The sequence below is a fragment of the Allobosea sp. NPDC003192 genome, from assembly GCF_050275675.1.
Classification (GTDB): Bacteria; Pseudomonadota; Alphaproteobacteria; order Rhizobiales; family Beijerinckiaceae; genus Allobosea.
The window spans coordinates 81,736-96,331 of sequence record NZ_JBNNPK010000006.1; the positions used below are offsets into that span (position 1 = coordinate 81,736).

The following is a 14,596-nucleotide window of genomic DNA, read 5'->3' on the forward strand; positions in this document are numbered from 1 at the left end:
GATCAGAACCGGAAGACGCCGTAGCCGGGCGGGCCGAGCGGGGCGTTGAGAGAGGCCGAGATCGCCACGCCGAGCGCATTGCGGGTGTCGAGCGGGTCGATGATGCCGTCATCCCAGAGCTCGGAGGTCGAATGATAGGCCGAGAGCTGCTCCTGATAGGCTTTGCGCGTCTCCTCCCAGAGCTGGTCGATCGCGCTCTGGTCGACAGTGCCGCCATTGCGCTTCATTTGGTTGGCCTTGACCTCGGCCAGCGTGTTCGCTGCCTGGTCGCCGCCCATCACGCCGATCTGGTGGTTCGGCCAGGAGAACAGGAAGCGCCCGTCGAAGGCGCGCCCGCACATGCCGTAATTGCCGGCGCCGAACGAGCCGTTGCACATCACCGTGAATTTCGGCACCCGCGAGCAGCTCTGCGCCATGATCATCTTGGCGCCGTCCTTGGTGATGCCGCGCCGCTCATATTCGCGCCCGACCATGTAGCCGGTGATGTTCTGCAGGAAGACCAGCGGCGTGTTGTTCTGGTTGCAGAGCTCGATGAAATGGGCGCCCTTGATCGAGGAATCGTTGAAGAGCACGCCATTGTTGGCGAGAATGCCGACCTTGAAGCCCCAGATATTGGCAAAGCCGCAGACCAGGGTCGTGCCATAGTTCGGCTTGTATTCGTGGAAGCGGCTGCCATCGACCATGCGGGCGATGATCTCGCGCATGTCGAAGGCCTTCTTGATGTCGTCGGGCACGATCCCGTAGATCTCGGCGGGATCGTAGAACGGCTCTTCCGGCGCCTCGCGCTGGGCCTCCCAGCGCGGCAGCCGATCCCATTGCGAGACGATGTCGCGGCCGATCTCGATGGCGTGCTCCTCGCTGTCGGCGGGATAGTCGCAGGTGCCGGACACGCTGGTGTGCATCTCGGCGCCGCCGAGCTCCTCGACCGTGACATCCTCGCCGGTCGCGGCCTTCACCAGAGGAGGGCCGCCGAGGAAGACCGCGCCGGTGCCGCGCACGATGACGCTGTAGTCGGAAAGCCCCGGGATATAGGCGCCGCCGGCCGTGCAATGACCGAAGACCAAGGCAAGCTGCTTCACGCCCATCTTCGACAGCATGGACTGATTGCGGAAGATCCGCCCGCCCATATAGCGATCCGGAAACAGCTCCGACTGCAATTGCAGGAAGCCGCCGGCGGAATCGCAGAGATGGACGACGGGCAGCCGGTTCTCCATGGCAATATCGAGGGCGCGGACGATCTTCTTGACCGTGAGGGGATACCAGGCGCCGCCCTTCACGGTCGGGTCGTCGGCGCGGATCATCACCTCGCGGCCGGAGACCATGCCGATGCCGACGATCGAGCTGGCCGAGGGCGATTCCCCGCCATAGGCCATGTTGGCGGCGAGTGAGGAGAGTTCGAGGAAAGGCGTGCCGGGGTCGAGCAGCATTTCGATGCGCTTGCGCTGCGGCATCTTCTGCTGGCGGGCGAGCCGGTCGAGGTCACGCTGCGGGCGGGCGTGGCGCGCCGCCTCCTGCTTCGCCTTGAACTCGGCGACGAGGCGCCGGTTATGCGCTTCGTTGCGACGGAAATCGGCGGAAGCGGTGTTGATCGACGATTGCAGTCTGGACATCGGGTCAGCCTTCCACCGGGGCCGCGAGACGGGCGAGCACGGCATCCTTGTCGAAGCCTTCGCCCTCGCGGGCCGCGATCTCGGCGATCTCGCCGTCGCGCGGCGCATCGAGTTTCATCTGCAGCTTCATGCTTTCGATGGTGACGACGGTCTCGCCGCGCTGGACGCGATCGCCGACGCGCTTGTGAACCACGACGACGGTGCCCGGCATCGGCGCGCGCACGACATTGGCGCCGCCGCCGGCGACCGAGGCTTCGGCGGCGGCATCGAGCCGGCGCAATGCGAAGCTGCGCCCCTCCAGCCGGATGATGGCGCCATCGGCGCTGCCGGCACGGGCGAAAGCGACCGGCTCGCCGTCCAGGGTCAGCTGGCGGCTGCCGTCGCCGGCTTCGTCGAGGTTCTCGACGACATGCCGGCGGCCATCGACCGAAAGGACGAGATGCGGCCGGCGCGCCAGGATGGTGACGTGGTGGACGGTGCCGTCGAGGTCGAGCTTGAGGACCATGCTCAGTTCCTCCAATGCCCGATCGAGGCGTGCGGCTCGGGCACGCCGAGGACGAGGTCGCGGAAGTCGCGTAGGCCGAGCGCCGCGGCGATCAGGACCTTGTCGCGCGTCGCCTCATCCGGCTCGGCGGCGGCGAGCGCCGCCTTGTGCTGGGTGACGAAGCCGGTGTGCAGTTCGCCGGCGGCGAAGGCAGGGTGGCCGAGCACGCGGGCGAGATAGTCGATATTGGTCTTCACCCCGAGCAGAGCGAGAGCGTGCAGCGCCGCGATGGCGCGCCGGGTCGCGCCGGCCCGGTCCGGGCCATGCGCGACGAGCTTGGCCAGCATCGGGTCGAAATCGGCGGTGACGCGCTGGCCGCGGTCGAGCGCGTTCTCGAAGCGCAGGTATGCCGCCTGCGGCGCATCGAGATGCAGGATCGTGCCGGTCTCGGGCAGGAAGTCGTGCTCGGGATCCTCGGCGCAGATCCGGCATTCGATGGCGTGGCCGTTGGCGGTGACTTCATCCTGCGCGAAGGGCAGGTCGTGCCCGGCGGCGATCTCGATCTGCAAGCGCACCAGATCGAGCCCGGTGATCATCTCGGTGACGGGATGCTCGACCTGCAGGCGGGTGTTCATCTCCAGGAAGAAGAAGCGGCCATCGGCGCCGAGAATGTATTCGACCGTGCCGGCATTGCGGTAGTTCGAGGCGGCTGCGAGCCTGACCGCCGAGGCGCAGATCTCGTCGCGCAGCGTCGCTGGCAGGTTGGCGGCCGGTGCTTCCTCGATGATCTTCTGGAAGCGGCGTTGCACCGAGCATTCGCGCTCGAAGAGATGGATCGCATTACCCTTGCCATCGCCGAAGACCTGCACCTCGATATGGCGGGGCCTCTCGACGAAGAGCTCCGCATAGACGCGCCCGTCGCCGAAATAGCGCTGCGCCTCGCTGGCCGCGAGACGCGCTGCGCCCTCCAGCTCCTCGGCCGAGCGCACGATGCTCATGCCCTTGCCGCCACCGCCCGCCGCCGCCTTGATCAGCAGCGGGAAGCCGATCGCCGTGGCCTGGCGGGTGAACTCGGCGAGGTCGTCGGTCGGCATCACCGAGGGCGCGACCGGCACGCCGTGATCGGCCGCGAACAGGCGCGCCGAAATCTTGTCGCCCATCAGCGCGATCGTGTCGGCATCCGGGCCGATGAAGGTGATTCCAGCTTCCGCCACGGCGCGGGCGAAGCGCGCATTCTCGGAGAGGAAGCCATAGCCGGGATGGATCGCGTCGGCGCCGATAGCGCGGGCCGCTGTGATGATCTGGGCGATGTCGAGATGGGCGGCGACTGGCGTCTCGCCCAAAATCTCGATCGCCTGATCGGCCTCGCGCACATGCCGAGCGCGGGCTTCGACCGGATGGTGGATCGCGACCGAGGCAATGCCCATCTCGCGCAGCGTCCGGATCACCCGGCAGGCGATCTCGCCGCGATTGGCGATCAGGACCTTGCGGAACGGCGGGGTGTCGTCCGGAGCCGTCATCATGCGTCGTCCGTGGTCTTGAAGCCGTGGAGAGAACCGCCCGGCGCGAGCCAGACTGCAGGCACCGGCACCGGCAGGCTCATCAGCACCTGCGCCATCGCCTTGCCCTGCGGATCATGGCGCAGCGAGGCGATGCCGCCGCCGCCGAGCGCCCGGTGCATGACGAAGTTGAAGCCCCCTAAGCCCGGCCAGTCGAAGCGCTCGACCTTGCCTTGGACATGGTGGGCGAAGTGTTGGCCGACCGCCTCGGGCGTCAACGCCCGCCGCAGCCAGGGCAGGAAAGCGGTGTCGCGCGCGATCACACCGATATTGGCGATGTCGCCCTTGTCGCCGCTGCGGCCGAAGGCGAGGGCGACGAGCGGGACGGTGACGGTGTCGCCCGTGGCCTCCGCAACATCCGCGCCTGCGCTAGCAGGAGAGGGCGCGTCCGTGGCCGCCGCCGGGATATGCGCTGGCACCGGCAGGCTCGCTTCGCCGAGGCTGACGGTCGGGTGCAGTTCGGCCTTGTCGATCAGGAAGGAGAACAGCCTGATCACCGGCTGCGGCTCGGGCCGGCCACCGGCGAAACCGGTCAGACTCTGCGCCATCGCGGTTGCGGCCGGGTAGATTTCGCGGGCGAAAATCTGCAGCGCCTCCTTGCTCGGATGACGCACGCCGATCTTGAGCACGACCTCGCGGGTCGTTTGCGCCCGGCTATGGGCGCCATAGCTTGCTTCGGCGCCGAGCGTCTCGACCGAGGTCTCGGCGAAATCGGGAAAGCCGGCCTCGCGGATCAAGCGGCCACAGCGAGCGAGAACTGCTTTAGCGACCGCTTCAGCTCGCGAGACCGCGTCATCGCCGACGATCATCATCGTTGTCGCGCAGCGATAGCCGTCGGGGTAGGTGGCGCTGACCTTGTAGCTGCTCGATGGCGCCCGCCCGCGCGCACCGGAGACCCGGACACGGTCCGAGCCTGAGGCTTCGAGCTTCACCTGCGACCAGTCGCAAGCGACATCCGGCAGCATATAGGCGGCGGGGTCGCCGACCTCGTAGACCACCTGCTCGGCGATGGTAGCCGGGCTGATGCGCCCGCCGGTGCCCGCGGGCTTGCCGATCTCGAAGCTGCCATCGGCTCGGCAGTCGGCGAAGGGGAAGCCCATATCGGCCCAGTCGGCGGCGACCTCGCGCCAGTCGGTGACGATGCCGCCGGTCGCCTGCACGCCGCATTCGAGGATGTGGCCGGCCAGACTCCCGGCCGAGAGCCGGTCATAGTCTTCAGGCGTCCAGCCGAATTCATGGATCAGCGGGCCGAGGACCACGGCCGAGTCGACGCAGCGCCCGGTCACCACGACATCGGCGCCGGCGGCGAGCGCAGCGGCAATAGGAAAAGCGCCGAGATAGGCGTTGATGCTGGCGATCCGCTCGGGGAAGGGTGCGCCCGAGAACATCTCGCTGACATCAGCAGCGCGCAGGCGCTCGGCTTCGCCGGAGAGATCGTCGCCGGTCACGATCGCGACCTTGAGTTCGACGCCGACCTCCTTGAAGGCGGCGAGCAGGGCGTCGCGGCAGGCTTCCGGATTGACGCCGCCGGCATTGGTGACGACGCGGATGCGCTTCTCCGCGATTTCGCGGGCGAGCGGCTTCATCACCAGCGAGACGAAGTCGGTGGCGTAGCCGAGCGCCGGGTTCTTCGTCTTCATCCGGGCGAGGATCGACATGGTGATCTCTGCCAGATAGTCGAGCACTAGATAATCGATGCCGCCCCGCCGGACGAGCTGGCGCGGCCCCTCCGGGCTGTCGCCCCAGAAGCCGGCGCCGCAGCCGATGCGGATGCTCTCGCGCATTGTCGCCACTATGGCGCTCATCGCCCGGTCCAGGCTGGTGGGCGCTTTTCCGCGAAGGCGGCGAAGCCCTCGCGCGCATCCTCGGTCCGGGCCATGTTGGCGAGCATGAACTGGGCGTATTCGAGCGCCGCGTCTGTCGACATCTCCCTGATCTTGGCGAGGCTCTGCTTGCCCAGGCGAATGCCGGTCGGCGACTTGTCGACGAGCCGGCCGACCAGCCACGCCGTCTTGGCGTCGAGCTCGCCGGCCGGCACCGCGTAGTTGACGATCGCGCTGGCCTCAGGATCGCCCGCCTTGATGGTTTCGCCGGTGAGGCAGAGCTCCATCAACCGGCGATAGGGCAGGACCCGCATCAGATAGGGCAGGATCATCATCGGGAAGAGCCCGACCTTGACCTCGGTCACCCCGAGCAGGACGTCGTCGCGCGCCACCACGAGATCGCAGGCGCAGATCAGGCCGAAGCCGCCGGCGAGCGCATGGCCATTGACCCGTGCCACCAGTGGCAGCCGGCAGGCGTCCATCCGGTGCAGCAGTCGGGCGACGTAATGGCGGGGATCGGCTGCCTCGATGGTGAAGGGCGTTCCGTCGGCATTCGGCTTGAGATCGCCGCCGGCGCAGAAGGCCTTGTCGCCGGCCCCGGTCAGGATGATGGCGCGGATGTCCGGATCGGCCTCGGCGCCATCGAGCGCGGTGACGATGCCCTCGGCGACCGCTTCGTTCAGGGCGTTGCGACGGCTCTCGCGATTGATCGTGACGACCAGCGCCGCGCCTTCGCGTCGGGTGATGACCTCTTCGCTCACGGGTTCCGTCCCTGCGCGGCTCGCTGAGGGAGCCTTCGCCGAGTAAATGATTTCAATTCATTTGCTGTGTCAATAGTCACTCTCGGATCATAATGGGCGAAAGCGTGCGTAATCGGATTGGTCGGATTTGCCGCATTCACCTCGCGTTGACAGTTGCCTCTGCCGCTGATGAAATGAGCTCAATAAGATCGATGAGCCGAATGGCTCGATGCCCGCACGCTGCGTGACGAGGCGAGGGAGGAGATCGACGTGAACGCCGTGAACGGTAGCAACCACGCCAACGCCTTCGGTCTCGACGAGGAACAGAACGCGATCCTCGACGGTGCTGACCGCTATGCCCGCGCCGAGCTCTATCCGCTGTCGCAGCGCATGGACGACGAAGAGTGGTGGCCGGATGAGGCCTTCCGCCAGATCGGCGCCAATGGCTTCCTCGGCGCGACCATTCCCGAGCAATATGGTGGGGCGGGGCTCGATCTGCTTCAGGCCGGGCTCGTGCTCCAGGGCTTCAGCCGCTGGAACCACGCCATGGCGCTCTCGGTCGTCGCGCATGACAACCTCTGCGCCAACAACATCTATCGCAACGGCAATGAGGAGCAGCGCCGCCGCTATTTGCCCGATCTCTGCTCGGGGAAGGCGATCGGCGCGCTCGGCCTGACCGAGCCGGGGGCGGGTTCGGACGCGCTCGGCTCGATGCGCACCACCGCCCGCCGTGACGGCGATCACTACGTCCTCAACGGCAGCAAGATCTACATCACCAACGGCCCTGTCGCCGACGTGCTGCTGGTCTACGCCAAGACCGACAAGGAGCGCGGCGCCCACGGCATCTCAGCCTTCATCGTCGAGAAGGGATATCCCGGCTTCAAGGTGGCGCAGAAGCTGGTGAAGATGGGTTATCGCGGCAGCCAGACGGCGGAATTGCTGTTCGAGGACTGCCGCGTGCCGGCCGCCAATCTCGTCGGCGCCGAGAACCAGGGTGTCGCCATCGTGATGAGCGGGCTCGATCTCGAGCGCGCGATGATTTCGCCGCTTTGCCTGGGCGTCGCCGAGCGGGCGCTCGAGCTATCGATCGACTACGCCAAGACACGCAAGCAGTTCGGCAAGCCGATCGGCGCCTTCCAGATGGTCCAGTCGATGCTGGCTGAGATGTATGTGCTGGTCGAGACCATGCGCAGCTTCAGCTACCGCACCTTGGCCGAAGCCGCGCCGCTCGAAGTCGGCGGCGGTGGTCGCGGCGACATCCATCGCCTGACCGCGGCCTCGGTGATGTATGCGGCGCAGGCTTGCCACGACGTGCTGGACAGGGCCGTGCAGGTCCATGGCGGCGCCGGCTATATCTGGGAATCCGAGATCAACCGGCTGTTCCGCAGCACCAAGCTGCTGGAGATCGGCGCCGGCACCACCGAAGTCCGCAAGATGATCATCGCCGGCGAACTGCTGAAGGGGATGGAGCGCCATGGCTGACGCCGCCGATCCGCGCGAGCTCGGGCTGGACGACGCCGACCTCGCCGTGCTGCCGACGGTCTACGGGCCGGAGGCCTTCGCCGGCAAGACCGTCCTGATCTCCGGCGGCGCCGGCGGCATCGGCCGCGCCACCGCCTGGCTGCTCGGTCGGCTCGGCGCGCAGGTGATCATCGCCGGGCGCGACGAGGGCAGGTTGGAGGCGACGGCGGAGGCGATGCGCACCGCCGGGCTCAAGGCGGCCGGCAAGACAGTGAATGTCCGCGATCCCGCGACGATCACAGCGCTGCACGACTGGATCGCGGCCGAATTCGGCGGCATCGACATCCTCGTCAACAGCGCCGGCGGCCAGTTCCCGCAGGCGGCGATCGATTTCTCGGTGAAGGGCTGGAACGCCGTCGTCGACACCAACCTCAACGGCACCTGGTACATGATGCAGGAGGCCGCCCGGCGCTGGCGTGATGCCAGGCGGCCGGGCAGCATCGTCTCCATCGTGGTGGTGACGCGCCAGGGGCTGCACGGCGTCGCGCATACCATCGCGGCGCGCGCCGGCGTGGTCGGCCTGACCCAGGCGCTGGCGGTGGAATGGGCGCCGCTCGACATCAGGGTGAACTGCATCGCGCCGGGCGCGATCGAGACGCCGGGCTGGCGCGTCTACGATCCCGCGCAGATCGAGGCCTATCCGCGCTCAAACCCGATGATGCGCACGGCAACGACATGGGAGGTGGCCGAGGCCTGCGCCTATCTCTGTGGCCCGGCGGCGGCCTATGTCACTGGCGAGGTTCTCAACGTCGCGGGTGGGGCGCAGCTCTGGGGCGAGACCTGGACGATCCCACGCCCGGCCTTCTTCGATGGTCCGGGCAGCAGTGGCTCATGACCTCAGCCCTCATCCTGAGGAGCTGCGAAGCAGCGTCTTGAAGGATGTTCCAGTTGGTTCCGGAGCCTCCTGGAGCATCCTTCGAGACGCGCTCCAACGGAGTGCTCCTCAGGATGAGGGCTGAATTTTTAGCTGCGTCGAGGAGACGCCTTCGCCGGAGCAATCCCGGCCGCTGCTTCCAGCCGGGCGGTCGCGGTCTCCAGCCGGGCGACCACGCTCTCCATCGGCGAGGCTGGCTCGCTGCCCAGCACCAGCCCGTGATGGACGAGATTGGTGATCGCGTCCGCCATCTCGGCCGGATCGAAATCGCCTTCGCCGCGCAGGAAGGCCCAGGTGCGATGCTCGATGCAACCGAAGACCAGGTCGCGTACCAGGCTCGGCGAGGTCTCGGGGCGCAGTTCGCCTGCCGCGATGCCCGCCTTCACCACGTCGACAAGGCGATGGGTGTAGGCCCGGTTGAGCTCGAACAGATGCGAGCCGCGATAGTCCGGCGCCGGCCGGATCTCCTGGAACATCAGGCGCGACAACGCCGGATCGCGATGGATCGAGGTGAGGTGGTTGTAGACGATGAAGCGGATCTGATTCCAGCTGCCGCGCACCGCGGCGAACTGCTCGGCATCGTCGCGCAGCATCTCCTCGAACCAGTGCTCGACGACCTTGACCAGCAATTCGCGCTTGTTGGCGAAGAAGCGGTAGATGCTGCCCTCGACCACGCCGGCGCGCAGCGCGATGTCGGTGATCAGCGCGTCATTGTAGCCCTTCTCGACGAAGACCTCCTTGGCGGCGGCCATGATGTCGGAGATACGCCGTTCGGGCGGGAGCCGGTTGACCTGGCGCTTCAGGGCAGTGCGGGGCGGCATCGATGATCCTTGCTGAGGCGAAGCGGCGAGCCGTTCCCTGCTCTGGCCGAACGGCGCTGCTCCGGGGCGCGCCGTCGCTAATAAATAGCATTCATCATCGGCGCACGCCAGACAAGGGCGCGGTCGCAAGCCACGCCTTGCAGGATGGGTACCCATGCCGGTCCATGCGGGTTCTTTAGGGGAGGGGTCGTTGCCGTTGCCTGCCACCTTTGCCGGACGCCTGCGCGTTCCCGTCATCGCCGCCCCAATGTTCCTGATCTCGGGGCCGGATCTTGTCGTCTCCTGCTGCCGCAATGGCGTCGTCGGCAGCTTTCCGGCGCTCAACCAGCGCAGCACGGCCGGCTTCGCCAGCTGGCTCGACGAGATCACGGAGCGGCTCGGTGGGGCGGTCGATGCCGCGCCGTTCGGCGTCAACCTGGTGGTCCATCGCAGCAATCCGCGGCTCGACGCCGACCTCGCTGTCGTCATCGAGCGCAAGGTGCCGCTGGTCATCACTTCGCTCGGGCTCAATCGCGACCTGATCAAGGCGGTGCAGGGCTATGGTGGCCTCGTCTTCCATGACGTGACGACGTTGGCCTTCGCCGCCAAGGCGGCCGAGGCCGGTGTCGACGGGCTGATCGCCGTCTCGGCCGGTGCCGGCGGCCATGCCGGCCCGCTCAACCCCTTCGCAGCGCTCGCAGATATCCGCCGCATCTTCGATGGCGTGCTTGTGCTTGGCGGGGCGCTGAGCAACGGCGCGCAAGTCGCTGCGGCCCGGATGGCGGGCGCCGACATGGCCTATCTCGGCACGCGTTTCATGGCGACACGCGAGAGTCTGGCGCCGGAGGCGTTGCGGGCGATGTTGCTCGGCGCATCCGCCGCCGACATCGTCTACACCCCCGCCATCAGCGGCGTGCACGGCAACTTCCTAAAGCCCAGCATCCTGGCGGCGGGGCGCGATCCCGACGATTTCAGCAAGCCGGCGAGCTATGATTTCGGCACGGCGGAAGCCAAGGCCTGGCGCGATATCTGGGCGGCGGGGCAGGGCGTCGGCGCGATCCACGACTTGCCGGCCGCGGCTGATCTTTGCCGACGGCTCACCGATGAATACGAGACGGCGCTGGCCGGCGCGACGAGTCTGTCGTGCAGGGCGGCGGCCCATCAAGTGAGCTGAGCCCGGTTCATTGAGGCTACTTCGCATGCGCCGGGCAGGCGGGGCTCGCCGAGCGATGCAGCGGTCTGTTCCGCATGTCGGCCGTGCAAAAAATCGCAGCCGCCAACGGCGCCGAATCCGGCGTGTCGAAGAGTTGACAGTACAAGATGAATTCTGTTCATTAGCTGCATCGAGCTGACGCCTACCAAGACAACAAGCCAGCGCAGCCGGGGAGGATGCCGTGGGAGTCAACGCCGTTCGCGCGGCGGCGCCGTATACGCGCCGCGCGCCCGCAGATGCCGCGGTCGAGATCGTCGGCTACGACCTGCAAGCCGGCCGTTGCGGGTGCCTCGGATGAATGAGGTTCAATACCGCTCCGCCGCGAGCGTCGCAGGCGCCCCCGTCGCGCTCTCCTGCACGGGAATCGAGCGCGTCTTCGGCGGTCTGCGAGCGCTGAAGGGCGTCTCGCTCGATGTCCGCCAGGGGGAGATTCTCGGCCTCGTCGGGCCGAACGGCTCGGGCAAGACCACCATGGTCAACGTGATCACCGGCTTCTACCCGCCCAATGCCGGCAAGGTGAGCCTGTTCGGCGAGGACATCACCGCGCTGAAGCCGCATCGCGTCGCCGCCCGCGGCGTCGCCCGCACCTTCCAGAACCTCGCTCTGTTCAAGGGCATGAGCGTTCTCGACAATATCCTGATCGGCCGCCACACCCACATGAAGCCGAGCGCGCTCGGGGCGCTGTTCTACTGGTGGTGGGCGGAGCGCGAGGAGCTAGCGCACCGGCGCGTCGTCGAAGAGATGATCGAGTTCATGCAGCTCCAGGACATCCGCGACGAGCCGGTCGAGGTCATCCCGCTCGGCCTGCAGAAGCGCGTCGAGCTGGCGCGCGCCCTCGTCGCCGAGCCGCGCCTGCTGATCCTGGACGAGCCGATGGCCGGCATGAACCAGGAGGAGAAGGAATATATCGCCCGCTTCATCCTCGATGCGCGCGAGGCCCGCGGTATCACCACCCTGATCATCGAGCACCACATGGACGTGGTGACCTCGATCTGCGACCGCGTCGTCGTGCTGAGCTATGGCGAGGTGATCTCGGAGGGCGAGCCGCAGGCGGCGATCTCCCATCCGAGCGTGGTCAGCGCCTATCTCGGTGAGCGCGCCGCCAAGCGCCACCAGACCGGGAGCGCGGCATGACGGCGGCACCGGGTACGATCGGGGAGGTGGCCCACTGGCCCGTCGCCGCGAACGGCGAGCCGGCGACGTTGATCGCGGCGCTCGCCCGCAACGCGGCGCAATTCGGCGATCGCGTCGCCTTTCGCGAGCGGCGCTACGGCATCTGGCAGGAGCAGAACTGGCGTGAGGTGTTCGCGGAGATCGCCGCCATGGCGGCCGGCCTCGAGGAGGTCGGGCTGGTCGCCGGCGCGGCGATGACCGTGATCGGCGACAACCGTCCGCGACTCTACTACGCCATGCTCGCCGCCAACATGCTGCGCGCTTTCCCGTCGCCGGTCTTCCCGGACGTGCCGCTCGAGGAGCTGATCGTCGCGACCCGGCATGGCGCGCCACCCGTCGGCATCGCCGAGGACCAGGAGCAGGTCGACAAGCTGCTGCAGCTCCGCGATGCGACCGGGCGCGTCGCCACCATCCTTTATGACGACGAGCGCGGGCTCGATGGCTACGATCAGCCCGGGCTGATGTCGCTCGATAAGCTCGTGGAAAAGGGGCGCGCGCGGCTGGCACGCGAGCCGGAGCTGCTCCGGCGCTTCATCCAGGCGCCGCAGGCCGACGACATCTCCGTGCTGCTGCATTCCTCCGGCACGACCGGCCTGCCCAAGGGCATCCCGCTGCGCCATCGCAACGTCACCGGCGGGCTGCTCAATGCCGGCGCCAGCGGCTATTTCCACAAGCACGAGGAACTCTACGCTTACCTGCCCACCGCCTGGGTCGGCGACTTCGTCTTCACGCTTGGCGCCGGCATGATGATGGCGGCGACGATCAACATCCCCGAGCGGCAGGAAACGGTGATGCGCGACCTGCGCGAGGTCTCGCCGACCTTCTATCTCGCCGCGCCGCGCGCCTGGGACCAGATGCTGACGCGCGTCCAGGTCGGCATGAAGAATTCGACGCCGTTCAAGCGCTGGCTGTTCGAGACCACGATGGAGCGCGCCGTCGGCTTCGAGCGCAAGCGCCTGTCCGGGGGCTCGCTGACGCTCAAGGAGAAGCTGCTCGACGCCGTCGGAAACGTGCTGGTCTACGCGCCTTTGCGCGACCATCTCGGGCTCGGCCGCGCAGAGCGCGCCTTCACCGGCGGCGAGGCGCTCGGCGAGGACACTTTCCTGTTCTTCCGGGCGCTCGGCATCAAGCTCAAGCAGTTCTACGGCCAGACCGAGACCTGCGCGCTGACGGCGGCGCAGACCGAGGGGCAGGTCAAGCTCCACACGGTCGGCAAGCCGATGGAAGGCAGCGAGATCCGCATCGACGAGAGCGGCGAGATTCTGGTGCGTTCTTCCTCGGTGGTCGACGGCTATTACGACGACCCTGAAAGCAGCGCCAAGGCGCTGGTCGACGGCTGGCTGCACACCGGCGATGCCGGGCGGATCGACGAGGATGGCGAGCTCGTCGTGCTCGGCCGCGTCAGCGAAGTCGTGCGCACCGCCTCGGGCGAGCGCTACATCCCGAACTTCATCGAGAACCGGCTGAAATTCAGCCCCTATATCCGCAATGTCGCGGTGATCGGCGCCGGGCGCGACCAGCTCACCGCGATCGTCTGCATCGATTTCGACGCGGTCGGCCACTGGGCCGAGGAGCGCGGCATCTCCTACACCTCCTATGCCGAGCTCTCGCAGAAGCCCGAGGTGCAGGCTCTGATCGGCAAGGTGGTCGGACACGTCAACGGTACGCAGCCGGAGGGCCTGCGCGTGCGGCGCTTCTCCAACCTGCACAAGGATTTCGACGCCGACGACGGCGAGATCACCCGCACTCGCAAGCTGCGCCGCAACACCATCGAAACCACCTACGCCTCGCTGATCGAGGCGCTCTACAGCGGGGCAATCGAGACCGTGTTCGATGCCACCATCGCCTATGAGAACGGGGAGCACGGCGTGATCCGGCGGACGCTCAAGATCAGCGAGGTCGTCGCCTGATGGACTGGATCCTGCTCGCGGAACTCTCGACCAACGGCGTCTTCGTCGGCCTGATGTACGCGCTGGTCTCGCTCGGCATCGTGCTGATCTACAAGACCTCCGGCACTGCCAATCTCGCCCAGGGCGCCATCGCCATGACCGGCGGCTACGTCACCTGGGCGCTTGGCACCCTGGTTGGCCTGCCGATCTGGCTGGCGATCCCCGTCGCGCTCGTCGGCATGTTCGGCTTCGGCCTCTTGATGGAGCGCGTCGCGCTGCGCCGGATGATCGGCCAGCCGGTGATCATGACGATCATGCTGACGCTCGGCGTCGAGATCATGCTGCGCGGCCTGCTGCCGGGCGTCTTCGGCGCGGCGGTCAAGCGCCTCGACATCGGCCTGCCGCAGCAGCCGCTCTTCGTCGGCGAACTCCTGATCAACCGCGCCACGCTGATCGGCGGCTCGATCTCGCTGCTGCTGATCCTGGTGTCGCTGGTCTTCTTCAATTCGCGCTTCGGCGTCGTGATGCGCGCCGTCGCCGACGACCAGACCGCCTCCTGGTCGGTCGGCATCAGGGTCGAGCGCGCGATCGCCGTCGCCTGGGGGCTCGCCGCCGTCTCTGCCACGGCCGCCGGCGTGCTCTGGGGCAGCACGCAGGGCATCGACTGGTCGCTCTCGCTGCTGCTGATCAAGGCGCTCGCCATCGCCATCCTCGGCGGGCTCGACTCGATCCCGGGCGTGCTCGTCGCCGGCGTCATCGTCGGCGTCGCCGAGAGCCTTGCCACCGGCGTGCTCGACCCGCTGGTCGGCGGCGGCTCGCGCGACGTGGTCGCGGCCGTGATCATCCTGGTGACGCTCCTGCTCAAGCCGCACGGCCTGTTCGGCCGCCACCACATCGAGAGGGTCTGACG

The 14,596-nt window shown here is 67.5% G+C and carries 12 protein-coding genes; 6 read left to right on the forward strand and 6 right to left on the reverse strand.

The features are described 5' to 3' along the window. Window positions 1-2 precede the first annotated feature (2 nt). The 5 genes from ACQKLX_RS10350 to ACQKLX_RS10370 are packed head-to-tail and all read right to left on the reverse strand — an operon-like array spanning window position 3 to window position 6,237. Complete coding sequence (locus tag ACQKLX_RS10350) at window positions 3-1,610, reverse strand: acyl-CoA carboxylase subunit beta (protein WP_427361496.1); 1,608 nt, start codon at window positions 1,608-1,610, stop codon at window positions 3-5. A gap of 4 nt (window positions 1,611-1,614) precedes the next feature. Then, window positions 1,615-2,115 (reverse strand): acyl-CoA carboxylase biotin carboxyl carrier protein subunit, encoded by a 501-nt coding sequence (locus ACQKLX_RS10355; protein ID WP_427361497.1) that lies wholly within the window; start codon window positions 2,113-2,115, stop codon window positions 1,615-1,617. 2 nt (window positions 2,116-2,117) lie between these two features. Next, the gene (locus ACQKLX_RS10360; RefSeq protein ID WP_427361498.1) at window positions 2,118-3,614 is read right to left on the reverse strand and encodes an acetyl-CoA carboxylase biotin carboxylase subunit; all 1,497 of its coding nucleotides are present in this window, start codon (window positions 3,612-3,614) and stop codon (window positions 2,118-2,120) included. Next, entirely contained in the window at window positions 3,614-5,458 is a 1,845-nt protein-coding gene (locus ACQKLX_RS10365; protein ID WP_427361499.1) for an acyclic terpene utilization AtuA family protein, read from the reverse strand. The genes ACQKLX_RS10360 and ACQKLX_RS10365 overlap by 1 nt, the downstream gene beginning before the upstream one ends. Beyond that, entirely contained in the window at window positions 5,455-6,237 is a 783-nt protein-coding gene (locus ACQKLX_RS10370) for an enoyl-CoA hydratase-related protein (protein ID WP_427361500.1), read from the reverse strand. Before ACQKLX_RS10370 ends, ACQKLX_RS10365 begins: the two co-directional genes overlap by 4 nt. Before the next feature lie 249 nt (window positions 6,238-6,486). On the opposite strand from ACQKLX_RS10370, the gene ACQKLX_RS10375 reads away from it, so the two are divergent. After that, on the forward strand, window positions 6,487-7,698 hold the full coding sequence (locus tag ACQKLX_RS10375; RefSeq protein WP_427361501.1) for an acyl-CoA dehydrogenase family protein: 1,212 nt from the start codon (window positions 6,487-6,489) through the stop codon (window positions 7,696-7,698). Beyond that, window positions 7,691-8,572, forward strand: a complete 882-nt coding sequence (locus tag ACQKLX_RS10380) for an SDR family oxidoreductase (RefSeq protein WP_427361502.1) — start codon at window positions 7,691-7,693, stop codon at window positions 8,570-8,572. The genes ACQKLX_RS10375 and ACQKLX_RS10380 overlap by 8 nt, the downstream gene beginning before the upstream one ends. A gap of 128 nt (window positions 8,573-8,700) precedes the next feature. Here ACQKLX_RS10380 and ACQKLX_RS10385 read toward each other — a convergent pair whose 3' ends face one another. Next, entirely contained in the window at window positions 8,701-9,432 is a 732-nt protein-coding gene (locus tag ACQKLX_RS10385) for a TetR/AcrR family transcriptional regulator (RefSeq protein ID WP_427361503.1), read from the reverse strand. Window positions 9,433-9,622: 190 nt separating this feature from the next. On the opposite strand from ACQKLX_RS10385, the gene ACQKLX_RS10390 reads away from it, so the two are divergent. From ACQKLX_RS10390 to ACQKLX_RS10405, 4 genes are all read left to right on the forward strand, one after another. Then, complete coding sequence (locus tag ACQKLX_RS10390; protein WP_427361504.1) at window positions 9,623-10,585, forward strand: NAD(P)H-dependent flavin oxidoreductase; 963 nt, start codon at window positions 9,623-9,625, stop codon at window positions 10,583-10,585. Window positions 10,586-10,918: 333 nt separating this feature from the next. Further along, window positions 10,919-11,758, forward strand: coding sequence for an ABC transporter ATP-binding protein (locus tag ACQKLX_RS10395; protein WP_427361505.1), 840 nt, complete (start codon window positions 10,919-10,921; stop codon window positions 11,756-11,758). Continuing rightward, window positions 11,755-13,707, forward strand: a complete 1,953-nt coding sequence (locus ACQKLX_RS10400; protein ID WP_427361506.1) for an AMP-dependent synthetase/ligase — start codon at window positions 11,755-11,757, stop codon at window positions 13,705-13,707. The genes ACQKLX_RS10395 and ACQKLX_RS10400 overlap by 4 nt, the downstream gene beginning before the upstream one ends. Continuing rightward, window positions 13,707-14,594: a branched-chain amino acid ABC transporter permease gene (locus ACQKLX_RS10405; protein WP_427361507.1), complete on the forward strand. Its 888-nt coding sequence runs from the start codon at window positions 13,707-13,709 to the stop codon at window positions 14,592-14,594. The genes ACQKLX_RS10400 and ACQKLX_RS10405 overlap by 1 nt, the downstream gene beginning before the upstream one ends. The last annotated feature ends 2 nt before the right edge of the window (window positions 14,595-14,596 follow it).